Consider the following 26,185-nt stretch of genomic DNA (forward strand, 5'->3'; position numbering starts at 1 on the left):
GGTCAGCGCCCCAGCAGCCCGGCCGCGTCCCGGGTGTTGCGGATCTTCTCCGGCGCCACCCCGCAGGCCACGGCCCGGGCGCAGCCGTGGTCGAGCCAGTCGAGCTGGCCGGGGGCGTGCGCGTCGGTGTCGATCGTGAAGTCGCAGCCGGCCTCGACGGCGAGCCGCAGCAGCCGTTTGGGCGGGTCCAGCCGCTCCGGCCGCGAGTTGATCTCGACGGCGACGCCGTGCTCCGCGCAGGCGTCGAACACCCGCTGCGCGTCGAACTCGGACTCGGGGCGCTTGCGGCGGCCGGTGACCATCCGGCCGGTGCAGTGCCCGAGCACGTCGACGTGCGGGTTGGCGACGGCGGCGAGCATCCGGGCGGTCATCTCGTCGCGGGGCATCCGCAGCTTGGAGTGCACGCTGGCGACCACGACGTCCAGCGCTCCGAGGAGCTCCTCGGACTGGTCGAGGCCGCCGTCGTCGAGGATGTCGACCTCGATCCCGGTGAGCACCCGGAACCCGGACCCGGCGGCGGCGATCCGCTCGTTGAGCGCGGCGACGTCGTCGAGCTGGCGGCGCAGCCGCTCGGCGGACAGCCCGTTCGCGACGGTGAGCCGCGGCGAGTGGTCGGTGACGACGAGGTAGTCGTGCCCCAGCCCGATCGCGGTCTCGGCCATCTCGGCGAGCGGCGAACCGCCGTCGGAGGCGTCGGTGTGGCTGTGGCAGTCCCCGCGCAGCGCCTCGCGCAGCCGCTGCGCGGCCTCGGCCAGCGGGACGCCGTCGGCGTCGGCGCGGGCCACCGCGTCCTCCAGCCGGCGCAGGTACACCGGTTCCTCGCCGGTCACCGACTCGCCGACGCAGCGGGCGGTGACCTCGCCGACGCCGCGCAGCTCGGTGAGCCCGCCGGAGGCGTGCAGCCGGGCCAGCTCGTCGGGGTCGCGGCCGCGCAGCGCGGCCGCCGCGGTGCGGAACGCGCGGACCCGGTAGGTGGACTCGCCGGCCCGTTCCAGCAGGAAGGCGATCCGCCGCAGGTCGGCGACGGCGTCGCGCGGGTCGCTCATTCGGACGAGGTTAGCCGCGCATCCAGCGCCGGGCCCGCGGCGTCCACACCTCGGCCCAGACCCCGGGCAGCCGCCGCTCCAGCTCCAGCATCCGGGCGGTGTCCCGGCCGTGCAGCACGCCGAAGGTGAATCCGTTGCCGTTCTCCGCGCCGGCCCGGGCACCGAGGGTGCGCAGCAGGTCCCGGGAGACGACGGCGTCCTGGTGGTCGCCGAGCACCCGCTGCACCCGCTTGAGCCGCTTCGCGAACCGGCGGGCGTCGGCGCCGGCGACCGGGCGGACCACCTCGGTGGCGTAGCGGAGCTGCTTGCCGGTCTTGCGGGCGTCGTGCAGGGTCACCGGCGCCACATCCCCGGCCTCCAGGTCGCCCAGCGCGCGTTCCATCCGGCGGTCCAGCTTGCGGGCGGTCCGGCCGATCATCGCCGGCATCGTCCGCGCGGCCGGGCGCTCCGCCCGCGACGACAGCGGCGGATCGGCCAGCAGCCTGCGCAGCGCGCCCTTCAGCGCGGCGTACCGCTCGCCGTCGACGACCTCCAGCACCGCGGCGCCGGTCTCGGCGCGGGTCCGGGCGAAGTGCCGGGTGACGGCGGCCTGCACCGGCCCGAGCAGCAGCTCCGGCTCCAGCTCGGCGAGCCGGGCGTCGAGCCGTTCCTGCTGCACCTCGGCGTCGCGCTCCCCGGCGAGCGCCCGGCCCAGCCAGCGCAGCTCGGCGATCAGGTGCGCCACCCGGGGGCCCTCCAGGACCCGGCGGTAGGTGCGCAGCGCGCTGCGGGCCCGGCGGGCGGTGACCCGCATCTGGTGCACCGCGTCCGGCACGTCCTCGCGCAGGTCCCGCTCCCGGGCGGTCAGCGTGTCGAGCTGCCCGCCCAGGTAGTCGAGCAGCACCGCGCCGGCGCTGCCCCGCCGCCCGGTGCGCCGCGGCGGCTCCGCGGCGGCGGCGACGGCGAGCAACTCGACGAGCCTGCGCTGGGCGACGCCCGGTCCGCGGCTCAGCCCGGTGGTGCGCAGCGCCTCGTCGATCTGCTGCAGCAGACCCGTCGGGGCGGTACCGGGCCGGACGACGGTCTCGGTCCAGCTCTCCACCGCGGTGGACACGCCGAGGGTGGCGACCCGGACCTGGTCGCGGCGCAGCAGCGCCAGCTCGCGGCCGCCGGCGTCGTGCAGCTGCTCGACCGAGCGCACCACGTGCACCCGGCCGACCGGGCCCAGCTCGCCGTCGCCGCGGACCCGCCGGACCAGGGTGTCGATCTCGTCCGGGACGCCGCCGGTGCCGGTGCCCTCGACCTGCGGTTCCGGCAGGTCGACGCGCAGCTCGTCGTCCGGTTCGCCGTCCGGGAGCCGGAGCACCCAGGCCGAGCTGCCGGGTCGTCCGCTCGCCCGGTCCGGCACGATCCGTTCGACGAGGAGCTCGATCCCGGCGGCGGACAGCCGCAGGTCCGGGGTGTCGAAGCGCTCGTGCTCGCGGACCTCCGCGTCGGTCACCGTGCGGACGCCGTGCAGCCCGGCCAGGCCGGTCAGCCGGGGCGCCCCGGTGTGCGCGGGCCCGCGGTAGGCCAGTTCCCCGGAGGACGTGCTGGTCGTGCGGGTGTCACTCATGCTCCCGGGGTTCCCGCGGGCCACCCGGCGTAGTCGCCGCCATCCGGGGGACCGTTCAGACCGCCTTGCCCGGATTGAGGATGCCGTGCGGGTCCAGCGCCGCCTTCACCGCACGCTGCATCGCGACCACCCGCGGGCCGAGCTCGCGCTCCATGCCGTCCCGCTTGAGCAGCCCGACGCCGTGTTCACCGGTGACGGTGCCGCCCAGCTCGACGGCCGCGGCGATGATCTCGTCGAAGGCCGCGCGGGTGCGCTCCCGGGCGGCCGGGTCGCCGTGCGGGGTGAGCATCAGCGGGTGCAGGTTGCCGTCGCCGGCGTGCGCGACGGTGGCGATCCGCACGTCGAGCCGGCGGCCGATCTCCTCGATCCGGCCCAGCATCTGTGCCATCCGGGTGCGCGGGACGCAGACGTCCTCGGTGAGCATCCCCATCCCGAGCTGTTCCAGCGCCGGATAGGCCATCCGGCGGGCGGCGAACAGCGCGTCGGCCTCGGTGGGGTCGGTGGAGGCCATCGCGTCGGTGGCGCCGTGCCCGGTGAAGGCGTCCAGGATCGCTTCGGCCTCCGCGGCCGCGGCCGGCTCGGGCAGGTCGGTCTGGGCGAGCAGCAGCGCCGCCGCGCCCTCCGGCAGCCCGGCGTTGCGCCAGCTGTTCACCGCGGCCAGGCACTCCCGGTCCACCAGCTCGAACACGGCGGGCTGCAGCCCGCGTTCGGTGACGGCGGCGACCGCGGCGCCGCAGTCGGCGAGCGAGTCGAAGAACCCGACGACGGTGCGCGGCGCCGCCGGGCGGGCCGGGCGCAGCTTCACCGTCACCTCGGTGATGACGCCGAGGGTGCCCTCCGAGCCGACGATCAGCCCGGCCAGGTCGTAGCCGGCGACGCCCTTCGCGGTGCGCCGCCCGACCCGCACGATCTCGCCGTCGGCGGTGACCACCTCCAGCGCCAGGACGTAGTCGCGGGTGACGCCGTACTTCACGCAGCACAGCCCGCCCGCGTTGGTGGCGACGTTCCCGCCGATCGTCGACCAGGGCGCCGAGGCCGGGTCCGGCGGGTACCAGAGGCCCTGCGCGGCGCAGGCGGCCCGCAGGTCGTCGTTCACCACCCCCGGTTCGACGACGGCGAGCCGCTCCCCCGCCGAGATCTCCCGGATCGCGGTCATCCGTTCCAGCGACAGCAGCACGCAGCCCTCGACCGCGTTCGCGCCGCCGGACAGCCCGGTGCCGGCGCCGCGCGGGACCACCGGGACCCGGTGCCGCGCGCAGGCGGCGACCACGGCGGCGACGTCGGCGGTGCTGCGCGCCCGGACCAGGCACAGCGGGGTGCCGTGCTCGGCCCACTCGGCCTCGTCGTGCACGTAGAGGCGGACCGTGTCCGGGTCGGTGCGGACCTGGTCGCCGCCCAGCGCCGCGGCCAGCTCGGTGAGCACCGCCCGGCCCGCCGCGTCCGGGCCGGACGGGTCCAGCCGGGCCGGGGCGGTGGACCCGCCGAACGGCCTGCCCTCCGGTTCGACGACCACCGGCGGGGTGTCGAGCAGGTGGTCACCGACGGGTTCGCGCTCGGACATGCCGCTGACGGTAGGTCCCGGCCCGGCGCCGGGCCAGCGCGCCGGCCGCACGGCTCGAACACCGCCGCCCGGCCCGGTCAGGCCCGGCCCGGCCGCACCCCCGGGTGCCGGGTGCGCGGCGCCGGGACCGCGGCGTCCGGCCCGGGCACCGCGGCCGGCGGCGCGGGCGCCCCGGCCCACTCCATCCGCGACCACGGCAGCGCCAGCTCCCCGGTCCCGGTGACCGGGTGCGGCGCCAGGTCCGCCAGCGGTCGCGCCTCGGCGTGCCGGGCGAACACCCCGCCGACGTAGCGGTGCCCGGTGTCCGGCGCCACGAACAGCACGGTGCGGTCCGGTTCCAGGCCGCCTTCCCAGCGGGCCGCCAGGTACGCCGCGCCCGCGGACAGCCCGGCGAACACCGCGTGCCGGCGGAGCAGCGCCACCGCGCCGGACAGCGCGGCGCCGAAACCGGTCCAGTGCACGACGTCGTAGGCGGTGTGGTCGACGTTGCCGAACGGGATGGAGCTGCCGATCCCGGCGATGATGATGTCCGGATCGGCGACGTGCTCGCTGCCGAAGGTGACGCTGCCGAACGGCTGCACCCCGACCAGCCGGGTCCGCCGCCCCGGCGGGTCGCCGGCCCGCAGGTAGCGGGCCAGCGCACCGGTGGACGCCCCGGACCCGACGCCGCCGACGACGGTCAGCGGGACCGGCCCGAGCGCGTCGCGCACCATCCGGGCGACCGGGCGGTAGCCGAGATGGTGCACGTCGTCGTGGTACTGGCGCATCCAGTGCAGCCGCGGATCGGCGGCCAGCAGCGCGTGCACCCTGGCGACCCGCCTGCTCTGGTCGAGCTTGAGATCGTCCGAGGGCGGCATCGGGTCCAGCCGGGCGCCGAGCAGCTCCAGCTGGACCCGGACGGCGTCGTCGACCGTCGTCGAGCCGACGACGTGACAGCCCAGCCCGTAGCGGTGGCAGGCCAGCGCGAGGGCGATCGCGTAGATCCCGCTGGAGGAGTCCAGCAGGGTGTCGCCGGGCGCGATCCGGCCGGTGTCGAGCAGGTGCCGGACGGCGGCGTCGGCGCTGAGCACCTTCATCGTCTCGAACCGCAGGCAGTGCAGGCGCTCGCCGACCCGGACCAGGTCCGGCCGGCCGACGGCGTCGGCGACGTGCTCGACCGGGTTCACCGGTGCACCCCCGCCGCGACGGTGGGCGCTCCGGAGCCGGCCGCGAACGTCCCGGTCACCGGCAGCCCGGCGGCCCGCAGCGCCCGCGCCGCCCGCCGCAGCACCGCCGCCGGATCGGTGCCGGCCGGGTCCACGACCAGCCCGGCGACGTTGCCGCTGTGCGCGATCTGCACGCCCAGCACGCCGGGTTCGTCGGCGGCGCCGAGCAGCCGGTCCAGCTGCCCGTCGGTGCGGTGCAGCCGGGCGCTACAGGTGGCGACGGCGGCGACCCCGGCCGGGTCGGCGCGCTGCACCGCCGTCCGCAGCCGGTCCCGCAGCTCCTCGTAGCCGTCGACGACCGGCGGTGGCGGGACCGGGGGCGCGTCGGCCGGGGTGTCGACCGGGCGCCCGCCGTCGAGCAGGCAGCCGAGCACGAGCAGCGGCGGCAGTGCCGGACCGAGAGTCTCGATCACGACGCCGTCCCGCTGCGCGAACAGCCGGACGGCCGGGTCGTCGAACATCAGCGGGTCGCTGGCCGCCTCCGCGGCGACGGCGATCCGGGCGACCGTGCGCGGATCGGGCATCACCCCGCAGGCGTCGGCGACCGCGCGGATGGTGGCGACGACGTCGGCGGTGGACGAGCCCATCCCGAGCCCGGCCGGAACCGGCCCGGTCAGCCGCAGCCGGCCGCCGGCCGGCGCATCCGGCGGCGCCACCGCGCGCAGTGCGAGTGCCGCGGCGCGGGCCGCCTTCGTGCGGTCCCGCGGGTGTACGGCGACGCGGGGGGACGCCGGATCCGGCCGGAACCGGGCGTGCACCCCCGCGACCGGCGACGGCAGCGTGACCAGGCCGGGCCGCGGGCGGCCGTCCGGGCCGCGGAAGAACCCCTGAAGCAGCTCCCCGTGATGGCACCCGCCGTACCCGTGGCCGGTCCTCACCGGCCCGTCCGGTACCGGTACAGCGCCGTCGGATCGGCGCTGAACTGGGAGAACGGGAACGGCTCCGCGGACAGCGCGGTGACCCCGGCGCCGAGGAACGCCCGCGCCACCGCGGCCCCGGTCTGGGCGTAGACGGTCAGCGGCACACCGCGCTCGCGGCAGCGCGCGACGATCGGGTCGAAGGTGCCGTTGGCCAGCGTCATCCCGGTCGCGACGACCGCGTCGGCGGCGTCGATCACCTCGTCCGCCGAGTCGGACACCGGATCGTCCCACTGGGTGCGGCGCAGGTCCAGGTCGCACGGCAGGCACTGCGCGCCGCGCTCCCGGATCGCCGCGACCAGCGGGTTCACCACGCCGATCAGCGCCACCCTGGCCCCGGCGGGCACGTCGAGCAGCCCGGCGACGGCGGCGTCGCGGGCCAGTGCCCGGGTCTCCGGGGTGCCCGCGGGGAGCTCGACGCGTTCGGCGCCGGGATCGGTGGCGAACGGCCGGCCCGCGGCGAGCCGGGCGTCCAGCGCGGCGATCCGCACCGGGTAGGGCCGGTCCGGCGCCATCAGGTCGGTCAGCGGGAGGCCGGACAGGTCCTGGCAGGCGACCGGATCGAGCTCGCCGGCCCGCACCGAGGCCGCGCCGAACGCCCGGCCGCAGCGGACCAGGACGTAGTGGTTGCGGTAGGTCACCGGGCCGCCGGCCAGCCGGGTCCCGTGGCCGAGCCAGAACACGCTGGTGGCGGTGTCGCCGTCGGGCAGCGGCCCGGCGCCGCCGGTGAGCGCCTCGTCCAGCAGCTCCGCGACGCTCACCGCGGACACCCGGTGAAGCGGAACAGGTGGGTGAGTACGCCGTCGCCCCAGTCGTGGCGCAGCGCGAGCTCCGTGTCGAAGCCGTTCCGCTGGGCGGCCGTGACCAGGCCGGGCAGGTCCGCGGTGTTGGAGGCGATCACGAAGACCTCCGCGCCGGGGGCGAGCACGTCGCGCCCGGCCAGCTGGGCGAAGAACCGCTCCAGCAGCGCGACGCCCTGGCAGACGTTGCGCACCACGTCCGGGTCGTCGGCGACCGGGACGCTGACCGCGGGCGGGTTGAACGTCACGACATCGATCCCGAGCCCCTCGGGCAGCCCGTCCAGCAGGTCGGCGACCACGCCGGTGCAGGCGTCGCCGCCGGCGAACCGCCGGTGGTGCCGCACGGCCGTCTCGACGCTGGCCGGGTGCACGTCCACCGCCCAGGTGTGCGCGGCCCCGCGGAGCCCGGCGGCGATCACCTCGATCCCCACCCCGCAGCCCATCGCCAGGTACCGGCGCCCGCGCGTCTCGATCTCCCCGGACAGCACCCGGTCGGCGACCATCGCGCTGGTCAGGCCCGGCTTGAACACCCCGGGCGGCAGGTCGAGCTCCAGGTCGTTCCAGCGGTGCGTGCGCGGGGTGTGCAGCGACCCGTCCGGCCGGTTCAGCTCGGCGATCCGGTCGGCGGGCAGCGGTGGCGGCAGCTCTCGCGGCGTCACGGGAACGGGTGAGATCGTCATGTGTTAACGACTATCATTATCATTACGGTCTCGCAACGGTGACGGGTCGTACAGGCCGCCCCCCTGGCCACCGTCCCGTCCGGGTGATAAATACTCACGATAATCATGTTCATCAAAGGCGCCCTCGGGCTCTCCGTCGTGCTGCTCGTCTCGATCGTCCTGGCGATCGGGCTCGGGCCGGCACCCGTCCCCCCGGACGACACGCTCCGCTACCTCACCGCCGCGGTCACCGGCGGCTCGATCACCCTGGACGAGCTGCCCACCTACGAGATCATCTGGCAGCTGCGGACCCCGCGGGTGCTGCTCGCCGCGGTGGTCGGGGCCGGTCTGGCCGCGGTCGGGGTCGGGGTCCAGGCGCTGGTGCGCAATCCGCTCGCCGATCCGTTCGTGCTGGGCATCTCCTCGGGCGCCTCGGTCGGTGCGGTGACCGTGATGGTGACCGGCGCGCTCGCCTTCGCCGGGATCCACGCGCTGTCGGTCGGGGCGTTCCTCGGCGCGCTCGCCGCGGCCGCACTGGTGCACCTCGCCGCGCGGCGGCGCGGTCCGGCCGGGACCAGCCCGCTGCGCCTGGTGCTCACCGGGATCGCGCTGGCCTACGCCTTCCAGGCCGCGATGGCGCTGCTGATCTACCTGGTGCCGCAGGGTGAGGCCACGTCCACGGTGCTCTACTGGACGCTCGGCGGGTTCGGCGCCGCGACCTGGGAGTCGCTGCCGGTGGTCACCGTCGTGGTGCTGGCCGGGATGGTGCTGCTGCGGTCCGGTGCCCGCGATCTCGACGTGCTCGCCCTCGGCGACGAGACCGCCGCCAGCTCGGGTGTGGACACCCGCGTCCTGCGCAGGCGGCTGTTCGTGCTCACCTCGCTGATGACCGGTTCGATGGTCGCCGTCTCCGGTGCCATCGGGTTCGTCGGGCTGATCGTGCCGCACCTGGTGCGGATGGTCACCGGGGCGGTGCACAGCCGGGTACTGCTGCTCGCGCCGCTGGTCGGCGCGGTGCTCGCGGTCTGGGTCGATCTGCTGTCCCGCACCGTCGTCGCACCGCGCGAGCTGCCGCTCGGGGTGGTCACCGCGCTCGTCGGCGTCCCGGTGTTCCTGGTGCTGCTGCGCCGCCGCGGCTACGTGTTCGGCGGGGCGTGAGACCGGTGGGCCTGGAGCTGAAGGGGATCTCCGTCGTCGCCGGCGGCCGGGAGATCGTGCGCGAGCTGTTCCTGGACGTCGCGACCGGCACCGTCGTCGGGCTGGTCGGGCCGAACGGCAGCGGCAAGTCCACCGCGCTGCGCTGCATCTACCGCGCGCTGCGGCCGGTCCGCGGCACCGTCCGGCTCGACGGCGACGATCTCGCCGGCTCCGGGCTGCGCGAGAACGCCCGCCGGATCGCCGCGATGACCCAGGACCACGGGTCCGATCTGGACTTCACCGTCACCGAGCTGGTGTCCCTCGGGCGCGCGCCGCACCTGGCCGGGCACCGCTCCCCCGGCCCGGAGGACGAGCGGATCTGCGCCGAGGCGATGGCCAGGGTCGGCGTCACCCACCTCGCCGACCGCGGGGTGCTGACGCTGTCCGGCGGTGAACGGCAGCGGGTGCTCGCCGCCCGCGCGCTCGCCCAGACCCCCGAGGTGCTGGTGCTCGACGAGCCGACCAACCATCTCGACATCGCCCACCAGCTCGGCCTGCTCGCCGCGCTGCGCGACGCCGGGCTGACCGTGCTGGTCGTGCTGCACGACCTCAATCTCGCCGCGGCGGCCTGCGACCGGGTCGGCGTGCTCGACGACGGCCGGCTGGTCGCCGCGGGCACCCCGGAGCAGGTGCTCACCCCGGACCTCGTGCAGCGGGTGTTCGGGGTGCGCGCCGACGTCGTCGCGCACCCGGTGACCGGCGCACCCCGGCTGCTCTACGCGCTGCCGTCCCCCGACTTCCCCTGATCCACCCGACCCTGGAGGCCCCCGTGCGGACCACCCGCGCCGTCCCGTTGCTGCTCGCCACCCTGCTCGCCGCCACCGCCTGCGGCGCGCAGGTGGAGGGCGCCGACGCCGCTGCCATGACGACCGTCCCCCGCTGTGCCCAGCCCGTCGAGTACCGCGAGCCGCAGAACGCGGTCGCCTACGAGGGCGGCAGCGCCGACAAGCTGTTCGCGCTCGGCCTCGCCGACAAGGTCCGCGGCTACGTGATGCCGCCGGCCAACCCGCCGGTCACCGAGTCCCCCTGGGCCGAGGACTACGCGAGCGTCGAGATGCTGTCCGACGACCTGCTCAACCGCGAGCTGGTGGTCGACGCGGGCGCCGATCTCGTCGTCGCCGGCTGGCGGTCCGGGTTCAGCGACGAGCGCGGCATCACCCCCGAGCTGCTCGACCGGCTCGGCATCCAGAGCTTCATGCACACCGAGACCTGCTGGAACTACCCGGGCTTCCCGGAGCGGGTCACCCCGATCGAGGGGCTCTACGAGGACCTGCGCCGGCTCGGCGACATCTTCCGGGTGCCCGAGCGGGCCGACGCCGTCGTCGCCGACATGCAGGCCCGGGTCGCCGCGGTCGAGGCGGCCGCGCCCCGGCTGGACCCGCCGCCGTCGGTGTTCCTCTACGACTCCGGCACCGACCGGCCGAACAGCGCCGCGAACCAGGTGCCGCCGAACGACATCATCCGGCTCGCCGGTGGCCGCAACATCCTCGACGACGTCGACGGCCGCTGGACCGACGTCGGCTGGGAGACCGTCGTGGAGCGGCAGCCCGAGATCATCATGATCCTCGACTACGGTGACCAGTCCGCCCAAGAGAAGATCGACTTCCTGAAGTCGCTCCCGACGCTGCGGAGTGTCCCGGCCGTGCAGAACGACAACTTCTTCGTGCTCGACTACAACGAGGGCATCTCCGGCCCGCGCAACATCGACGGCCTGGAGCGCCTCGGCGGCTACCTGCGGGAGTTCAGCCGGTGACGGCCCGGTCGGTGCTCCGCGAGCCCGCCTTCCTGCGGCTGTGGACCGGGACGACGGCGTCCGGCCTGGCCACCTGGGCGCTGCCCTTCGTGCTCGGCCTGGCCGTCGTCGACGGCTCGGTCACCGCGGTCGGGCTCGGGCTGGCACTCGGGGTGCGCACCGCGGGGTTCCTCGCGGCCGTCCCGGTGAGCGGGGTGCTGGCCGACCGGTACTCACGACGGGCGACCGTCGGCTGGTCCGGCGCCGCGGCCGTGCTCGGCTCGGTCGCGGTGGCCGGCGGGCTCGGCGGGCCGCTCTGGCTGCTGCTCGCCGGCTGCGCGCTGGCCGGGGCCGGCCAGGGCGCCTGCCGGCCGGCGTTCCAGGCGCTCGTCGTCGAGGTCGTCGACGCCGAGCGGCGGCAGCAGGCCAACGCGGCGATGACCTTCTCGGTGCGGGCCAGCACCCTGGTCGCGCCCGCGCTGACCGCGCTGGCCGCCACCGCGTTCGGCGTGCGGGTGCTCGCGCTGGCCATCGCCGCGCTCTGGGTGGTCGCCGCGGCGCTGCCACCGCGCGGGCTGCGCCGGCCGGCACCCGCCGGAGCGCGGCCGGGCTTCCTCGCCGAGTTCGCCGAGGGCGTCGCCGAGGCCCGGCGGCATCCCTGGTTCCTGGCCGGGCTCGGCGCGCTGACCGCGGTCATCGCCACCGGGTACTCGGCGACCGGGGTGGCGCTGCCGCTGGTCAGCCGGGACACCTACGGCGGCGCGGCGGTGCTCGCCGCCGCGCTCACCGGCTACACCGCGGGTGCGCTGCTCGGCGCCGTGCTGGTCGCCCGGTGGCGGCCGGTCGCCCGCGGGTGGACGGCGCTGGCCGGGCTCGGGGTGTACGCGGTCGCCCCCCTTGCTCTGCTCACCCCGCTGCCGGTGTGGGTCGTCGTCGGGGCCTACGTGGTCTGCGGGATCGGCATCGAGCTGTTCAACGTGCCGTGGTTCACCGCGGTGCAGCGCGAGGTCGACCCGGCGACCCTGGCCCGGGTGTCCTCGCTGGACTTCCTGCTCTCCTACGGCCTCGCCCCGCTCGGGCTGGCGCTGATCGCGCCGGCGATCGCCGCCTTCGGGCTGCAGCCGGTGCTGCTGGTGTGCGCCGCGGTCTGCCTGCTGGCCCCGGCGCTGGCCGCGCTCGCCCCGGGGGCGCGGCGGTTCTCCCGGGAGCCGGCGACCACCGGCTGAGCAACGCTCCAAACCCGGCCCGGCCGCACTGCCCGGCTGCTCTGCCCGGTCGGGCCGGCTCAGCTGCCGAGCCGGGCGGCCAGCTCGCGGCCCAGCCGCAGCCCGGACAGCCACGCCGTCTGCACCCGGGACCGGCCCCAGCCGTCCCCGGCCAGGCCGATGCCGTCGTCGTCGAGGTGGAACGCAGGCTCGCGCCGCCCGCGCGGGGCGGCGAACCGCCACCGATGCTGGTGCGTCCACTCCGGCTCCGCCCCGATCCCGAGCAGCCGCCGGACGGCGGCGGTCATCGTGGCGGCGGCCCCGTCCGGCGCGGCGTCGTAGGTCCGGGCCAGCGCGCCGGTCGAGTGCGCGACGAGCACCGGGGCGCCGTCGCCGCGCCGGTCGCCGTCGTCGGCCACCGACGACAGCACCGGATGGTCGTTGACGAACGCGGCGGGCAGCTCCGGCCAGTCCCGGCGGGCGAACCCGAGGGTCAGCGCGAGCACCGGGTCCCACTCCCGGTCCGCGACGGCCGCGCCGGCCGCGGTGTGCGGGTCGAGCAGCCGGGCGGCCTGCGGGTCCGGCATCGCGACGACGACCGCGTCGCACGGTTCGCCGTCCACCCGGGGGCGCCCGTCCGGGCCGGGCCGGACCTCGCGGACCTCGTGTCCGGTGTGCACCGTCAGGTCCCGCGCGGACTCGGTGACCAGCGAGCGCAGGCCGCCGGGCGCGGCCCAGCGCATCGGGCCGGGACTGTCCGCGACCCGGGCGCCCGGCTCGAACACGGCGAGCGTGTCGGTCCACTCCCGGACCAGGCCGTCCCGGCGCCAGTGGCGGACGCGGGCGTCGAACTCGTCGTCGGACACGGTGAAGTAGGCGGCCCCGATGTCGGCCGGGCGCCCGCCGTGCCGGTGCACCGCGAGCCGGCCGCCGACGCCGCGCGCCCGCTCCAGCACGACGACGTCCACCCCGCGGGCGGCGAGCTCCCCGGCACAGGTCACCCCGGCGATCCCGGCCCCGATCACGATCACAGCCACACCGACGAACCTAGGGCGCCGCTTCCCGCGCCGCGCACCGGCGGTTAGGGTCGCCTCACAACGAGAGGGGGCCGGGTGGAGGACATCACCGACGAGGCACGGTTGCGGGAGATCGTCGTCGAACCGTCGAAGGCGATCAAGGAGAAGGAACGCGACCGGGTCGACGCGGTGACCGCCGAGTGGCTCGCCGCGTCGCCGTTCTTCCTGCTGGCCACCTGCGGGCCGGACGGCGTCGACGTCTCCCCGCGGGGCGATCCCGCCGGCAGCGTGCTGGTGCTCGACGAGGGCCGGGCGATCGCGTTCGCCGACCGGCGCGGCAACCACCGGCTCGACTCGATGCGCAACATCCTGCACGACCCACGGGTCGGGATGATCTTCCTGGTGCCCGGGTCGAACGACACCGTGCGGGTCAACGGGCGGGCCCGGATCGTGCACCGGCCGGACTTCGCCGAGCAGCTGGCCGTCAAGGGCTCGGTGCCGGAGCTGGCGATCGTCGTGCAGATCGACGAGCTGTTCCTGCACTGCGCGAAGGCGTTCCTGCGGTCGTCGCTGTGGGATCCGGCGACCTGGCCCGGCAAGGGTGAGGTGCCCAGCGCCGGGAAGCTGGTGAAGGGCCAGTACCGGATCCCCGGCCCCGCCCGGGTGCTCGACGCCGCGATGCGCCGCGAAGCCAAGGCCAACCAGTACTGAGACCCCGTAGTCCGGCCGCACACCCCTTCGCCCCGGTTCGCACCCGCTGCAGCGGGTGTGCAGCGCGGCGAGGGGGTGTGCACCGCGGTGACGGGGTGCGGACCGGGGTGCCGCGGTGCTGGCGGGGCGGCGCAGCGCAGGGCAGCGCACGGCGGGATCAACGCAGGGCGGGATCAGCGCAGGGCGGGATCAGCGCAGGGCGGCGACCCGGGCGTACCGGGCCCGCCACCAGGCGTCCCGCTCCGGCGGCGCAGCGACGTCGGCGCGGCGGACCGGCTCGGGGGCGCGGCGCGGCACCGGGAGGGCGCCGTCCGCGGGCAGCAAGCGGTCGGCGTCGGCGACCACGTCCTCGGCGAGCAGCGACGCCGTCCCCAGCCCGCAGGCGTGGTGCAGCTCGGGCAGCGCCCCGGCGAGCGCGAGCCCGGCGGCCAGCCCGACGCTGGACTCGACCGCCGACGACACGACCACCGGCAGACCGCACTCCTGCGCGATCCGCAGCGCGCGGCGCACCCCGCCGAGCGGGGCGACCTTGAGCACGACGATGTCCGCCGCACCGGCCCGCACCACCCGCATCGGGTCCTCGGCGCGGCGCACCGACTCGTCCGCGGCGATCGGGACGTCCACCGCGCGGCGCACCGCGGCCAGCTCCTCGACGGTCGCGCACGGCTGCTCGACGTACTCCAGCCCGCCGGCCGCCCGCCCGATCCGGCGGATCGCGGCGATCGCCTCGTCGGCCGGCCAGGCGCCGTTGGCGTCCACCCGGACCAGGCCGGACGGGCCGAGCGCGTCGCGCACCGCGGCGACCCGCTCCTCGTCGGCGCCGGCCGGGGCGCCCGGCTCGGCGACCTTCACCTTCGCCGTGGTCGCCCCGGAGGCGCGCACGATCCGCTGCGCGTGCTCCGGCCCGACGGCGGGCACGGTGCAGTTGACCGGCACCCGGTCGCGCACCGGCTCCGGCCAGCCGTCCTCGGCCGCCTCCCGGGCCGCGGCCAGCCAGCCGAGCGCCTCGCGGTCGTCGTACTCGGGGAAGGGGCAGAACTCACCCCAGCCGGCCGGGCCGTGCAGCAGCAGCCCCTCCCGGACGGTGATCCCGCGGAAACGGGTGGTCATGCCGAGCGCGTAGACGTGCACGGCGGGCCACGCTAGGCGACCAGCTCGTGCGCGGCCGGATCGACCCGGCGGGTCCGGTTGCGGAAGGTGAACGTGTAGCCGGGCCACAGGGTGCGGTTGTGGCCGTCGTCGTCGAGGTACCAGGACGCGCAGCCGCCGGATCCCCAGACCGCGGCGCCGAGCCTGCGCTGCAGCTCGGCGTTGTGCTCCTCCTGCACGTCGGCCCGGGTGTCGATGGCGACGGCGCGGTTGCGGTCGACCAGCGCCATCGCGTCGAGCACGTAGTTCAGCTGGGACTCGATCATGAGCACCATCGAGCTGTGCCCGAGCCCGGTGTTCGGCCCGACGACGGTGAACAGGTTCGGGAAGCCGGCGATCGTGGTGCCGTGGAACGCCTGCGCGCCGTCCCGCCACACGTCGGCGAGCTTGGTCCCGTCCCGCCCGGTGATCGCCATCCGGCCCAGTCCGGCCCCGGCCGAGGAGCCGACCCGGAACCCGGTGCCGAAGACGATCGTGTCCACCTCGTGCAGCACGCCGTCGGTGGTGACGACGCCGTGCTCGGTGATCCGCTCGATGCCGGCGGTCTCGACCGTCACGTTGTCCCGGCGCAGGGCCGGGTAGTAGTCGTTGCTCATCAGGACCCGCTTGCAGCCCATCGTGAAGTCCGGCGTGACGGTGCGGCGCAGCTCCGGGTCGCCGGCGAACACCCGGCGCAGGTGCAGCCGGGCGACCCGCTCGGCGAGCTTCATGACGCGCGGGTGCATGAAGCCGAGCACCATCGCCTCGTGCCGCCAGTAGAGCGCGGCCCGGTACCCGGCGCGCAGCCAGGGGACCCGGCGGAACGCCCGCCGGGTGCGGTCGCTGATCGGCTTGTCCGGCTTGGGGAGCACCCACGGGGCGGTCCGCTGGAAGAGCGTGAGGTGCTCGACGCCGGGGGCGACGGCGGGCACGAACTGGATCGCCGAGGCCCCGGTCCCGATCACCGCGACCCGCCTGCCGCGCAGGTCCTCGCCGTGCGGCCAGCGCGCGGAGTGGAAGGCGCTGCCGGCGAACCGGTCGAGGCCCTCGATCTCGGGCACCGCGGGCTCGTGCAGCGCGCCGGTCCCGAAGATCACGTAGCGGGCGCGCAGCGCGGAGCCGTCGGCCAGCCGGACGTCCCAGCCGGTGCCGTCCCACTCCGCGCCGGTGACCTGCGCGCCGAACCGGATCCGGCCGCGCAGCCGGTGGTGGTCGGCGACGTCCTCCAGGTAGCTGCGGATCTCGGCCTGACGGGCGAAGGTGCGGGTCCAGTCCGGGTTCGGGAAGAAGGAGAACGAGTACAGGTGCGACTCCACGTCGCAGGCGCAGCCGGGGTAGGCGTTGTCCCGCCAGGTGCCGCCGAGGGTGTCCGCCTTCTCCAGCAGCAGCCAGTCCCGGCGGCCCGCCCCGTCCAGCCGGACGGCCGCGCCCAGCCCGGCGAACCCGCTCCCGACGATCAGCGTCTCGACCTGCTGCCCGGACATGCGACCTCCCGACAAATAGTGTTACCGGCGGTAACATAACACGGGTAACCTACTGCCGGTAGCGTCCGCGCCATGACCTCGCGGACCGCCCCGAACGCGCGGCGCCGGGTACCGCGGGCCGAGCGGGAACGCCAGATCGTGGACGCCGCCGTCGCCGTCTTCGGGGAGCGCGGGTACGCCGCGACCTCGATGGACGCCGTCGCCGAGCGGGTCGGCGTCACCAAGCCGGTGCTCTACACGCACTTCGGCTCCAAGGAGGGGCTGCTGCTCGCCGCGATCGCGCGGGCCAGGGCGGAGCTGCTGGAGGTGGTGGCGGCGGCCGCCGCCGGCGCGACCGATCCGGAGTCGATGCTGCGGGACGGGACGCTGGCGTTCTTCACCTACCTGGACCGGCGGGCGCCCGCCTGGCAGCTGTTCTGCTCCGAGGCCGGGGTCGCCGACACCGCGCTGGAGGAGATCCGCGCCCAGCAGACCGACTTCATCGCCGCGCTGCTCGCCGCGCAGGTCCCCGGCACCGCACCGGAACGGCTGACCGGCTGGGCGCAGGTGATCGTCGGGGCCTGCGAGCGGCTCGCGGTGTGGCGCGGGCAGGACGACGCCGTCACCGCCGAGCAGGCGACCGAGTACCTGATGGAGGTCGCCTGGACCGGGCTCGCCGGGCTGGGGCGACGGACCGGGTAGCGGGCCGCGGTGCGCGGTCCGGGAGACTGGACCGTCATGAGCACGACCGCCCCCCGCCTGCTGCAGGTCGCCCGCACCGAGCGGATCACGCCGGCGATGATCCGGGTCACCCTCACCGGCGAGGAGCTGGCCGGGTTCCCCGGGCACGGCCCGGACCGCCGGATCAAGATGTTCTTCCCGGTCGAGGGGCAGGAGCGTCCCGCGGTGCCCCGGGCGAGCACCGGCGGCCCGGTGTGGCCGGCCGGCGAGGCGCGGCCCGCGATCCGCACCTACACGGTGCGCCGGTTCGCCCCCGACGCCGGCGGGCACGGCGAGCTGGACGTCGACTTCGTGGTGCACGCCGGGCACGGTCCGGCCGCGGCGTGGGCGGTCGCGGCCGCACCCGGGGCGTGGGTCGGGGTGTCCGAGCCGGGCGGCCGCTGGGAGCCCGACCCGCACGCCGAGCACCATCTCGTCATCGGCGACGAGTCCGCGCTGCCCGCCGTCGCCACCGTGCTGGAGACCCTCGCCGCGGACCATCCGGCGGTCCCGGTGCAGGCCGTGCTGGAGGTCGCCGACGCGGGCGAGGAGCAGCAGCTCCCGGGCGGCGCCCGGATCGTCTGGGTGCACCGGGGCCACGCGCCGGCCGGCACGCCGCTCGTCGACGCGGTCCGCGCGGTCACCCTGCCGGACGGGCGCGGGCAGGCGTGGCTGTCCGGCGAGTCCGCCGCGGTGAAGGAGCTGCGCGGGCACCTGCTCACCGACCGCGGATTCGACCGTCGCGCGGTCTACGCGACCGGCTACTGGCGCGCGCGCTGACACCGGTCTCCGGCGCGGCCCCGCACCCCGGGTGCGCCGTCGCACCGGCCGTACCCGGTGCGGCACCGGAGCCGGGGTGCGGGGCCGCGGGAGTCGCAGTCGCCGGACAGCCCGCGCACAGCCGGTCCACAGGTTCCTGCGATGTGCTCCTAGCATGACCGACGTGACCGCCCGGGTTCCGCGCGACGGCGCGCTCGTCCGCGCCGACGGCAGCCCGATCCAGGTGCTGGTGGTGGACGACGAGGCGACCCTGTCGGACCTGCTGTCGATGGCGCTGCGCTACGAGGGCTGGGAGGTCCGCACCGCGGGCGACGGCGGCACCGCCGTGCGGCTGGCGCGCGAGTTCCGGCCGGACGCGATCGTGCTCGACGTGATGCTGCCCGACATCGACGGCGTCGAGGTGCTGCGCCGGGTGCGCGCCGACACCCCGGAGGTGCCGGTGCTGTTCCTGACCGCCCGCGACGCCGTCGAGGACCGGGTGGCCGGGCTGACCGCCGGTGGCGACGACTACGTGACCAAGCCGTTCTCGCTGGAGGAGCTGGTCGCCCGGCTGCGCGGGCTGCTGCGCCGGGCCGGGATGGCGGCCGCGAAGCGCTCCTCGGAGCTGGTCGTCGGGGACCTGGTGCTCGACGAGGACGCGCACGAGGTGCACCGCGGCGGCCGCCGGATCGAGCTGACGGCGACCGAGTTCGAGCTGTTGCGCTACCTGATGCGCAACCCGCGCCGGGTGCTGTCGAAGGCCCAGATCCTCGACCGGGTGTGGAACTACGACTTCGGCGGCCAGTCCAACGTCGTCGAGCTCTACGTCTCCTACCTGCGCAAGAAGATCGACGCCGGGTACCAGCCGATGATCCACACCGTGCGCGGCGCCGGGTACGTGCTGTCCGGCGGCGGGCTGACCGGCGTGGTCGTGACCCGGATGTCCGGGCGGGTCCGCTCGCTGCGGGCCCGGCTGGTGATCACCGTGCTGCTGGTGTTCACCGTGGCCTGCGTCGCGATCGGGGTCGCGACGACGGTCTCCCTGGAGCACTACCTGTCGTCCCGGCAGGACCGGGAGCTGGTCGTCGCGCTGGACGGGTTCGTCGCCCGGCAGACCGGCCGACCGCCCGGCCCGGGCGCCGTCCCGCAGCCGGAGGGCGTCGACGGGTACCGCACCGCACCCGACGGCGGCAGCCCGGAGACCGGCACCGGGCCGCCCGACGAGGGCTTCCTGCTCGGCCCCGGGCAGGGCCCGGACTCGGTGGGCGCGGTGTTCCGCGACGACCGGGTCGTCCGCGCCGAACAGGCCCGGCGCGGCGGCAGCACGGCGGTGCCCGCCGACGATCTCGCCGCGCTGCAGGCCACCCCGGCCGACGCCGCCCCGCACGACGTCACGCTGTCCTCCGGCCCGTTCCGCTCGATCGCCTACACCGACGGCACGACGACCTACCTCGTCGCGCAGCCGGACAGCGCGGCCGACACGGTGAGCCGGCTGCTCGTCACCGAGATCGTGGTGCTCGGCGGCGCGGTGCTGCTGGCCGGGCTGGGGGCGGCGGTGCTGGTGCGCCGCGAGCTCCGGCCGCTGGAGCGGGTCGCCGACGTCGCGGCCGGGGTGGGCGCGCTGCCGCTGGACCGCGGCGAGGTGCACCTGGTGGCGCGGGTGCCCGATCCGGACCCGCGGACCGAGGTCGGCCAGGTCGGCACCGCGCTGAACCACATGCTGGACAACGTCGAGGGCGCGCTCGCGGCGCGGCAGGAGTCGGAGACCCGGTTGCGCCGGTTCGTCGCCGACGCCAGCCACGAGCTGCGCACCCCGCTGGCCGCGATCCGCGGCTACGCCGAGCTGTCCCGCCGGGAGCCCGATCCGGTGCCGCCGGGCACCGCGCACGCGCTGGTCCGGATCTCCTCGCAGGCGGAGCGGATGAGCGCGCTGGTCGAGGACCTGCTGCTGCTCGCCCGGCTGGACTCGGGCCGCTCGCTGGAGCGCACCGAGGTGGACCTGACCCGGCTGGTGCTCGACGGCGTCGGGGACGCGCACGTCGCCGGCCCGGAGCACCGGTGGTCGCCCCGGCTGCCGGACGAGCCGGTGACGGTGACCGGCGACGAGCACCGGCTGGCCCAGGTGGTGACCAACCTGCTGGCGAACGCGCGCACGCACACCCCGCCCGGCACGTCGGTGACGGTGGAGCTGGACCGGCCCGCCCCGGACCGGGTGCGGCTGCAGGTGACCGACGACGGCCCGGGCATCCCGCCGGAGGTGGCACCGCGGGTGTTCGAGCGGTTCGTCCGGGGCGACGAGGGCCGCAGCCGGGCCGGGAACGGCACCGCGGGCACCGGCCTCGGCCTGGCGATCGTGTCCGCGGTGGTGGCCGCGCACGGCGGGACGGTGTCGGTGCACAGCGAGCCCGGCCGGACCACGTTCGGGGTGGAGCTACCGGTCGGCGGATGACCGGTCGGCGGGTGCGAGGTCCTCGGACAGCTTCCGGATGAAGTCGTCCATGGCCTCCTGCATGGTCTGCCGGAACGCGCCGAGCAGCGACTGGGTCGCCACCGGCTGCAGCGCCTCCACCGCGGTCCGCAGGTCGGCGACGCCGCTGCGCGGTAGCCCGGCCTCGACGTGCCGGCGCCACACCTCGTCGCGGAACAGCCCGACGAACACCTCGGCGATCTCCCGGGTGCGTTCCTGCAGCTGCACCCCGACGTCGACGACGGCGTCCGGCGGCAGCCCGAGCGCGACGGCGTGCGCACCGGCCCGCACCATCGACGGGTTGAGGATCCGCAGCCGGCCCGGCCGGGGGCGTTCCACCAGCCCGGACCCGGTGAGCCGGGCGGTCGCCGCCGCGGGCAGCTCGGTGCCGGCCCAGCGCGCGAAGTCGTCCTCGTCGATCTCGACCGGCTCCTCGGGCTGCCAGGGCGCGAGCATCCCGCGGTAGAGGCGCAGCGCGTCCTCGGCGCTGCCCGAGGGCGTCTGGTTGATCAGGACGCCGATCGCGGCGAGCGAGAACCCGCGCCGCTGCAGGCCGGAGATCAGCTCGAGGCGGGCCAGGTGCTCGGGGCCGTACCAGGCGGTGCGCCCGCGCATCTCGCCCGGCGGGACGAGGCCGCGGGACAGGTGCGCGCGGACGTTGCGCACGGTCATCCCGGCCTGCGCCGCGAGCCGGTCGATCGGGTACACGTCCCCCGTGGACGACGATCCGGACATCGCCGGGGAGCCTACTCGCGGACGCCCGGTCCGGCCTCCCGTCGCGAACCGGAACCGGCCGTCGTCGGTCAACGGTGACACGCCGGGCCGGACACCGACGGCGACATCGGCACCGAACCGGCACGGTCATGATCTCTGCAGCTCACAGGCTCCTCCGAGGCATACGTTGACATGGCGACACCACCGGCGAGTAGGGTTCGGCGGTGTCTTCGTCACGCGGGTGGACGCGGCTGCGGCCGCCCCGGCGGGCCGGTTCCCGGCCCGCGGCGCCCCGGGTGGCGGTGACCCGCCGGACGCCGGCCGCATGCCCGCGGCAGGCGCCCCCCGGGCCGGGCGGCGGGCCCCCCTCCCCGCCGGCCGGTCCGGACCCCCGGGGGTCCGGTTCAGCTCCGGCCGAGGTGCTCGCGCTGCAGGATCGCCATCCGGTGGGCGTCCCGGTAGCGCCCGCCGGCGAAGTACTCCTCGCGCAGCGTCCCCTCCACGGTGAACCCGGTCTTCTCGTAGACCCGCACCGCCCGGGGGTTCTCGACGTCGACGACCAGGTAGATCTTGTGCAGGTTCAGCACGCCGAACGCGTAGTCGAGGGCGGCGGCGGTCGCCCGGGCGGCCAACCCGCGGCCCTGGAAGCCGGGATGCACGATGATCTGGAACTCGGCGTTGCGGTGGATGTAGTCGATCTCCACGAGCTCCACCAGCCCGGCCCGCTCACCGGCGCAGTCGACGACGAACCGGCGCTCCCGGTTGTCGTGCACGTGCCGGTCGTAGATCTGCTGCAGCTCGACGAGCGCCTCGTAGGGCTCCTCGAACCAGTAGGACATGATCCCGGAGTCGTTCGACAGGCCGTGCACGAACGGGAGGTCGTCGCGCTCGAGGGCGCGCAGCCGCATCTCCGGACCGGCGTCGCCCGGCATGCTCAGCGGCCCGCGCGCACCCGCTGCGGGGTGCAGGACGGACAGTCCCGCCAGGGCAGGGTGCGGGCGTCGGCGGGCCGGGCCTCGCCGCACCGGCAGACACCGGCGATCCCGCCGAAACCGGGCATGGCCTTGGCCGGACGACCGGCCCGGACGAGGGTCGCGCCGGTGGCGGACGTGCGGGCAGGCAGGTACAGACGCATCAGGATCCCCGACGGTGTGTGGTGGGAGGGCGGCGACCGGTGGGTCACCGACAGATACTTCGTATTCACCCTACGAAACATGACGGACATGCCCAGTGAGCTCTGACACAGATCACCGCAACGGGTCCGGCGACCACCCGGATGTGCCTGCGAGACTGCGGCTCATGGCCGCCTCCCCGCTGATCCGGAACCTGACCGGCACCGCCCGCACCGCCTACGAGCTGGGCAGCGGCACGGCGCGGGCGGGTGTCGCGCTGGCCCGGTCCGGCGTGGTCCGCCCGGTCGGGCCCGGCCGGCTGTTCGGCATGGGCCGGGCGCTGGTGCGCTACGGCCACAGCATCACCGCGGCCTTCGCGGTCGGCGCCGCCCGGCACCCGTACCGGCTGGCGGTCGTCGACGACGACGGCGTCACCACCTACGCCGAGCTGGAGGAGCGCACCGACCGGCTGGCGCTGGCCCTGCTCGACTCCGGTGCGGGGCCCGGTGCGCCGGTCGGCGTGCTGTGCCGCAACGCCCGCGCCCCGATCGAGGCGATGATCGCCGCCGGCAAGGTGGGCGCCGACGTGGTCCTGGTCAACACCGGACTGTCCGCCGAGCAGCTGCGCGGCGTGCAGGAGCAGCAGGGGCTGCACACGGTCGTCACCGACGAGGACTTCCTCGACGTCGTCCCGGCCGGGCCGCGGGTGGTGCTGACCTCCACACCGGACGGTCCGCGGCCGGCGGGCGACCGGGCGCTGGACGATCTCGGCTCGATGATCGTCCGCAGCGGGCCGGGCGAGCTGCCGTTCCGGCCGGAGCCGTCGAAGCAGATCGTGCTGACCTCGGGCACCACCGGGACCCCGAAGGGCGCCAAGCGGCCGCACCCGTCCACCCTCGCCCCGGCGGCGTCGATCCTCTCGGCGATCCCGCTGCGCGCGGCGGAGCCGGTGCACATCGCCGCGCCGCTGTTCCACACCTGGGGCAACGCCGGCCTGCTGCTGGCCGCACTGCACGGTGCGACGGTTGTGCTGCGCCGCCGGTTCACCCCGGAGGGCTTCCTCGGCGCGGTGGCGCAGCGCCGCTGCACCACGGTGTTCGCGGTGCCGGTGATGCTGCAGCGGGTGCTCGAGTCAGGGGCCGACGGCTGGGGTTCGGCGCACGCCCCGCGGATCGTCGCCGTCTCCGGTTCGGCGCTGCCGGGCGGGCAGGCCACGGCGTTCATGGACCGGTTCGGCGACTGCCTCTACAACCTGTACGGCTCCACCGAGGTCTCCTGGGTCTCGATCGCCGGGCCGGAGGACCTGCGCGACGCGCCCGGCACCGCGGGCCGCGCCCCGGCCGGGACCACGCTGGTGATCCTGGACGAGCACGACGAGCCCGCCGGGCCGGGCGTCGAGGGCCGGGTGTTCGTGGGCAACGACCTGCCCTTCGACGGCTACACCGGCGGCGAGGCGGGCCTGGAGGAGCGCGACGGGCTGCTCGGCACCGGCGACGTCGGGCACCTCGACGAGCAGGGCAGGCTGTTCCTGACCGGCCGGGCCGACGACATGATCGTCTCCGGCGGGGAGAACGTGCACCCCGGGCCGGTGGAGGACCTGGTGTCCGGCATGCCGGGCGTCCGCGAGGCGTGCGTGCTCGGCGTCGACGACGACGAGTACGGCCAGCGGCTCGCCGCCTGGGTGGTGCGCGACCCCGGCGGGGACGTGACGGCCGACACGATCCGCGAGAAGGTCCGCTCCGACCTGGCGAAGTTCGCCGTCCCGCGGGACGTGCACTTCCTGGAGGAGTTGCCGCGCAACCAGACCGGCAAGGTCCTGCGGGCGGAGCTGCCCGGGCGGGGGTGACCCCCGACCGGGTGGCGCAGCCTGCCCCGACTTGAACTTAGGCTGCCCTTCCCTATACTGTCCCGATGACGGTGACGGACGCGCAGCGCGGTTCTGCGCCCGCTCCTGGCCGCCCGGGCACCGGTTGCGCGGCCCTGAGCGGCGCGGCAGGCGAACCGCTCGCCGGTACCGCACCGGCGGCGCGCCGGCTGGTCGCCGTGGAGCACGTGGGTGCCTGGCCGCGCACGGTCGCCGGCCATCCCGATCCCGATGTCACCGAGCTGTTCCACCGGTTGCGCGGCGACGGCGTCGTGCTGCTGCTGATCCGGCGCACCGGCCGGGCCGGCCGGGACTGCGACGGGGCGCGCACCGTCTACGTCGCCGATCTCGCGCCGGGCGCGTCCCGGGTGACCCGCCGCACCGTCTGCAGCACCGACGACCTGGCCGGCATCACGTTCGAGCCCGATGCCGGGGAGCCGGTCACCGATCCGGTGATGCTGGTCTGCGCGCACGGCAGGCGCGACGTGTGCTGCGCCGTGCACGGGCGGGCGCTGGCCGCGGAGGTGGCCGCCGAGGACGCCGACGTCTGGGAGTGCACGCACCTGGGCGGGCACCGGTTCGCGCCGACCGCGCTGGTGCTGCCCACCGGCTACGCCTACGGCAGGCTGGACACCGGCAGCACGCTGTCCGCGCTCAAGGCGGCGGGCGGCGGCAACGTCGATCCGTGGTCCTGCCGCGGGCACGCCGGGCTGGATCCGGTCGCGCAGGTCGCCGAGCTGGCGGTCCGCGAGCACACCGGGATCGGCGACGCCGGCGCGCTGCTCGTGCAGCCGGTGGACGGTCCCGGTCCGGTCGTCGTCCGGGCCCGTGACGGCCGCCGGTGGTCGGTGGACGTGCGCAGCGACAGCAGCCTCCCGCCGCGGCCGCCGTCCTGCGGTGCCGCCCTGGAACCGACGACGCCGCTGGTCGCGGCCGCGCCGGTCGCCCTGCGCGGCTAGAAGAACCGGCGCAGCGCGGCGGCCAGGCCGTCGTCGGTGACCGGTCCGGTGGTCGCGTCGGCGTCGGCCAGCACCTCGGCGGGCGCCTGCCCCATCGCGATCCCGTGCCCGGCCCAGCGCAGCATCTCGCGGTCGTTGTCGCCGTCGCCGACGGCGAGCACCTCGGACCGGTCGATGCCCAGCCGGGCGGCGACCCTGGCCAGGCCGGACGCCTTGGACACCCCGGCCGGGACCAGCGTCACCCAGGGCAGCTCGTGGTCGAGGGTCATGGTGGTGCCGTCGACGTCGAGCGCGGCGGCCCGGGCCGCGGTCTCGGCGGGGGTGCGCCCCGGCCAGTAGGCGATCAGCTTCGGGGTCGGTTCGAGCAGCAGCCCGTCGTGCCCGACCTCGGTGACGGTGCCGGCCAGCAGGCCGTCCGGGAACGGGCCGCTGACCCGCTGGCCGACGCCGACGTGCTCGGCGGCGAACACCGCGTCCGGGAACAGCTCGCGCAGCCGGCCCAGGGCGGCGGTGACGTCGAACCGGGCGACCGAGAGCACCTCGCGGGACGCGGTGTCCATCTCGACGGCGCCGTTCGAGGTCAGCGTGACGCCGCCGGTGAGCCCGATCTGGTCGAGCGCGACGGCGGCGCCGATCACCGTGCGGCCGGTGCAGAGCATCACCTCGGCGTGCTCGGCGGCCGCGGCGATCGCCGCGTGCACGGCCGGGCTCGGCGGGTTCCGGCCGTCGACGATCGTGCCGTCGATGTCCAGGGCGACGAGTCGGGGGCGGTGCACGTCCCGACCCTAGTCGTCGTGCGCGGGCGGGCCGGGTTCACGGCAGGGCGTACCGGTCGACGCCGTCGACGGTGCCGGTGTGCTGCATGCCGAGTCGTTCCAGGACCCGGACCGAGGCGTCGTTGCCGGGCTCGACGCCGGCCACGATCCGCCGCACCCCGCCGGCCCTGGCCAGCTCGACCAGCGCCCGGGCCGCCTCCACGGCGTAGCCGCGGCCGCGCCGGGACGCGACGACGCCGTAGCCGACCTCCAGCCCGCCGTCGCCGTCCGGGAACAGGCCCGCCCCGCCGACGACGAGCCCGCTGGCCCGTTCCACCAGCAGCCGGTGCCCGTAGCGGCCCCAGCCGGGGCCGTCCGGTTCGTCCGCGAGCAGCCGGGCGACGACCCGGTCGCCGTCCGCGGGGAAGTCGGCGGCCCAGCCGTCGCGCCGGGCCCCGGCGACGACGGCGGCCGCGGTCTCCGGCGTCCACGGGCGCAGCAGCAGCCGCACGGTCGGCAGGTCGGGCCCGGTCATCGGGGCATCCTCCTCCGTGCCGCCGGCCGACACACAGCCGGTGCACAGGTCGGCCACCGCTGCGGC

25 protein-coding genes and 1 pseudogene are annotated in these 26,185 nt (G+C 76.1%); 11 read left to right on the forward strand and 15 right to left on the reverse strand.

Annotated features, from left to right (window positions below):
* Positions 1-2: 2 nt before the first annotated feature.
* From ACVJO7_RS16980 to ACVJO7_RS17010, 7 genes are all read right to left on the reverse strand, one after another.
* Positions 3-1,046 carry a PHP domain-containing protein gene (locus ACVJO7_RS16980; protein ID WP_491673670.1) on the reverse strand — a complete coding sequence of 348 codons (1,044 nt, stop codon included), beginning with the start codon at positions 1,044-1,046 and terminating at the stop codon, positions 3-5.
* A 10-nt stretch (positions 1,047-1,056) separates the two neighbouring features.
* Complete coding sequence (locus ACVJO7_RS16985) at positions 1,057-2,640, reverse strand: CYTH and CHAD domain-containing protein (protein ID WP_491673671.1); 1,584 nt, start codon at positions 2,638-2,640, stop codon at positions 1,057-1,059.
* A gap of 55 nt (positions 2,641-2,695) precedes the next feature.
* Positions 2,696-4,201, reverse strand: a complete 1,506-nt coding sequence (locus ACVJO7_RS16990) for an FAD-binding oxidoreductase (RefSeq protein ID WP_491673672.1) — start codon at positions 4,199-4,201, stop codon at positions 2,696-2,698.
* A 77-nt stretch (positions 4,202-4,278) separates the two neighbouring features.
* Positions 4,279-5,367: a pyridoxal-phosphate dependent enzyme gene (locus ACVJO7_RS16995; protein ID WP_491673673.1), complete on the reverse strand. Its 1,089-nt coding sequence runs from the start codon at positions 5,365-5,367 to the stop codon at positions 4,279-4,281.
* A complete protein-coding gene (locus tag ACVJO7_RS17000) occupies positions 5,364-6,284 on the reverse strand; it encodes a GHMP family kinase ATP-binding protein (protein ID WP_491673674.1) in 921 nt (306 codons plus the stop codon). The genes ACVJO7_RS16995 and ACVJO7_RS17000 overlap by 4 nt, the downstream gene beginning before the upstream one ends.
* The gene (locus tag ACVJO7_RS17005) at positions 6,281-7,084 is read right to left on the reverse strand and encodes a Rossmann-like domain-containing protein (RefSeq protein ID WP_344023507.1); all 804 of its coding nucleotides are present in this window, start codon (positions 7,082-7,084) and stop codon (positions 6,281-6,283) included. Before ACVJO7_RS17005 ends, ACVJO7_RS17000 begins: the two co-directional genes overlap by 4 nt.
* Positions 7,081-7,782 carry a class I SAM-dependent methyltransferase gene (locus tag ACVJO7_RS17010; RefSeq protein ID WP_344023509.1) on the reverse strand — a complete coding sequence of 234 codons (702 nt, stop codon included), beginning with the start codon at positions 7,780-7,782 and terminating at the stop codon, positions 7,081-7,083. The genes ACVJO7_RS17005 and ACVJO7_RS17010 overlap by 4 nt, the downstream gene beginning before the upstream one ends.
* Before the next feature lie 126 nt (positions 7,783-7,908).
* Between ACVJO7_RS17010 and ACVJO7_RS17015 the strand changes: the two genes are divergently transcribed.
* From ACVJO7_RS17015 to ACVJO7_RS17030, 4 genes are read left to right on the forward strand one after another with little or no spacing between them, the layout of a single operon-like run.
* Positions 7,909-8,940 carry a FecCD family ABC transporter permease gene (locus tag ACVJO7_RS17015; protein ID WP_344023511.1) on the forward strand — a complete coding sequence of 344 codons (1,032 nt, stop codon included), beginning with the start codon at positions 7,909-7,911 and terminating at the stop codon, positions 8,938-8,940.
* A gap of 5 nt (positions 8,941-8,945) precedes the next feature.
* The gene (locus ACVJO7_RS17020) at positions 8,946-9,725 is read left to right on the forward strand and encodes an ABC transporter ATP-binding protein (protein WP_491673675.1); all 780 of its coding nucleotides are present in this window, start codon (positions 8,946-8,948) and stop codon (positions 9,723-9,725) included.
* Positions 9,726-9,748: 23 nt separating this feature from the next.
* Positions 9,749-10,732, forward strand: a complete 984-nt coding sequence (locus ACVJO7_RS17025; protein ID WP_491673676.1) for an ABC transporter substrate-binding protein — start codon at positions 9,749-9,751, stop codon at positions 10,730-10,732.
* The gene (locus ACVJO7_RS17030) at positions 10,729-11,937 is read left to right on the forward strand and encodes an MFS transporter (RefSeq protein WP_344023515.1); all 1,209 of its coding nucleotides are present in this window, start codon (positions 10,729-10,731) and stop codon (positions 11,935-11,937) included. The genes ACVJO7_RS17025 and ACVJO7_RS17030 overlap by 4 nt, the downstream gene beginning before the upstream one ends.
* Positions 11,938-11,996: 59 nt before the next feature.
* On the opposite strand, the gene ACVJO7_RS17035 is transcribed toward ACVJO7_RS17030, so the two are convergent.
* The gene (locus ACVJO7_RS17035) at positions 11,997-12,953 is read right to left on the reverse strand and encodes an NAD(P)/FAD-dependent oxidoreductase (protein ID WP_491673677.1); all 957 of its coding nucleotides are present in this window, start codon (positions 12,951-12,953) and stop codon (positions 11,997-11,999) included.
* 75 nt (positions 12,954-13,028) lie between these two features.
* On the opposite strand from ACVJO7_RS17035, the gene ACVJO7_RS17040 reads away from it, so the two are divergent.
* Entirely contained in the window at positions 13,029-13,643 is a 615-nt protein-coding gene (locus ACVJO7_RS17040; protein WP_491673678.1) for an MSMEG_1061 family FMN-dependent PPOX-type flavoprotein, read from the forward strand.
* Between the two features lie 189 nt (positions 13,644-13,832).
* On the opposite strand, the gene ACVJO7_RS17045 is transcribed toward ACVJO7_RS17040, so the two are convergent.
* Entirely contained in the window at positions 13,833-14,774 is a 942-nt protein-coding gene (locus ACVJO7_RS17045) for an o-succinylbenzoate synthase (protein ID WP_491673679.1), read from the reverse strand.
* 11 nt (positions 14,775-14,785) lie between these two features.
* Entirely contained in the window at positions 14,786-16,255 is a 1,470-nt protein-coding gene (locus tag ACVJO7_RS17050; protein ID WP_491673680.1) for a flavin-containing monooxygenase, read from the reverse strand.
* 72 nt (positions 16,256-16,327) lie between these two features.
* Here ACVJO7_RS17050 and ACVJO7_RS17055 point away from each other — a divergent pair, with 72 nt between their 5' ends.
* The 4 genes and pseudogenes from ACVJO7_RS17055 (at position 16,328) to ACVJO7_RS17070 (ending at position 20,162) form a co-directional block, all read left to right on the forward strand.
* On the forward strand, positions 16,328-16,936 hold the full coding sequence (locus ACVJO7_RS17055) for a TetR/AcrR family transcriptional regulator (RefSeq protein WP_344023524.1): 609 nt from the start codon (positions 16,328-16,330) through the stop codon (positions 16,934-16,936).
* 36 nt (positions 16,937-16,972) lie between these two features.
* Positions 16,973-17,734: a siderophore-interacting protein gene (locus ACVJO7_RS17060; RefSeq protein ID WP_491673681.1), complete on the forward strand. Its 762-nt coding sequence runs from the start codon at positions 16,973-16,975 to the stop codon at positions 17,732-17,734.
* 154 nt (positions 17,735-17,888) lie between these two features.
* A pseudogene (locus ACVJO7_RS17065) lies at positions 17,889-18,629 on the forward strand (response regulator transcription factor); the annotation flags it as partial.
* Positions 18,630-18,653: 24 nt separating this feature from the next.
* A complete protein-coding gene (locus ACVJO7_RS17070) occupies positions 18,654-20,162 on the forward strand; it encodes a sensor histidine kinase (protein ID WP_491673834.1) in 1,509 nt (502 codons plus the stop codon).
* Here ACVJO7_RS17070 and ACVJO7_RS17075 read toward each other — a convergent pair.
* The 3 genes from ACVJO7_RS17075 to ACVJO7_RS17085 form a co-directional block, all read right to left on the reverse strand.
* The gene (locus tag ACVJO7_RS17075; protein WP_491673682.1) at positions 20,145-20,915 is read right to left on the reverse strand and encodes a MerR family transcriptional regulator; all 771 of its coding nucleotides are present in this window, start codon (positions 20,913-20,915) and stop codon (positions 20,145-20,147) included. The two genes, ACVJO7_RS17070 and ACVJO7_RS17075, sit on opposite strands and share 18 nt — an antisense overlap.
* Positions 20,916-21,298: 383 nt before the next feature.
* Positions 21,299-21,826: a spermidine N1-acetyltransferase gene (gene speG, locus ACVJO7_RS17080; protein ID WP_344023533.1), complete on the reverse strand. Its 528-nt coding sequence runs from the start codon at positions 21,824-21,826 to the stop codon at positions 21,299-21,301.
* Between the two features lie 2 nt (positions 21,827-21,828).
* The gene (locus ACVJO7_RS17085) at positions 21,829-22,029 is read right to left on the reverse strand and encodes a hypothetical protein (protein ID WP_344023535.1); all 201 of its coding nucleotides are present in this window, start codon (positions 22,027-22,029) and stop codon (positions 21,829-21,831) included.
* A gap of 164 nt (positions 22,030-22,193) precedes the next feature.
* On the opposite strand from ACVJO7_RS17085, the gene ACVJO7_RS17090 reads away from it, so the two are divergent.
* Positions 22,194-23,852 carry an AMP-binding protein gene (locus ACVJO7_RS17090; protein WP_491673683.1) on the forward strand — a complete coding sequence of 553 codons (1,659 nt, stop codon included), beginning with the start codon at positions 22,194-22,196 and terminating at the stop codon, positions 23,850-23,852.
* Between the two features lie 65 nt (positions 23,853-23,917).
* Positions 23,918-24,829: a ferredoxin family protein gene (locus tag ACVJO7_RS17095; protein WP_491673684.1), complete on the forward strand. Its 912-nt coding sequence runs from the start codon at positions 23,918-23,920 to the stop codon at positions 24,827-24,829.
* Here the strand turns inward: ACVJO7_RS17095 and ACVJO7_RS17100 are convergent.
* Together ACVJO7_RS17100 and ACVJO7_RS17105 are read right to left on the reverse strand one after the other, a co-directional pair.
* Positions 24,826-25,605: an HAD family hydrolase gene (locus ACVJO7_RS17100; RefSeq protein WP_344023540.1), complete on the reverse strand. Its 780-nt coding sequence runs from the start codon at positions 25,603-25,605 to the stop codon at positions 24,826-24,828. The genes ACVJO7_RS17095 and ACVJO7_RS17100 overlap by 4 nt on opposite strands.
* Before the next feature lie 37 nt (positions 25,606-25,642).
* Entirely contained in the window at positions 25,643-26,119 is a 477-nt protein-coding gene (locus ACVJO7_RS17105) for a GNAT family N-acetyltransferase (protein WP_344023542.1), read from the reverse strand.
* Between the last annotated feature and the right edge of the window lie 66 nt (positions 26,120-26,185).

The organism is Pseudonocardia sp. DxW (assembly GCF_058448985.1).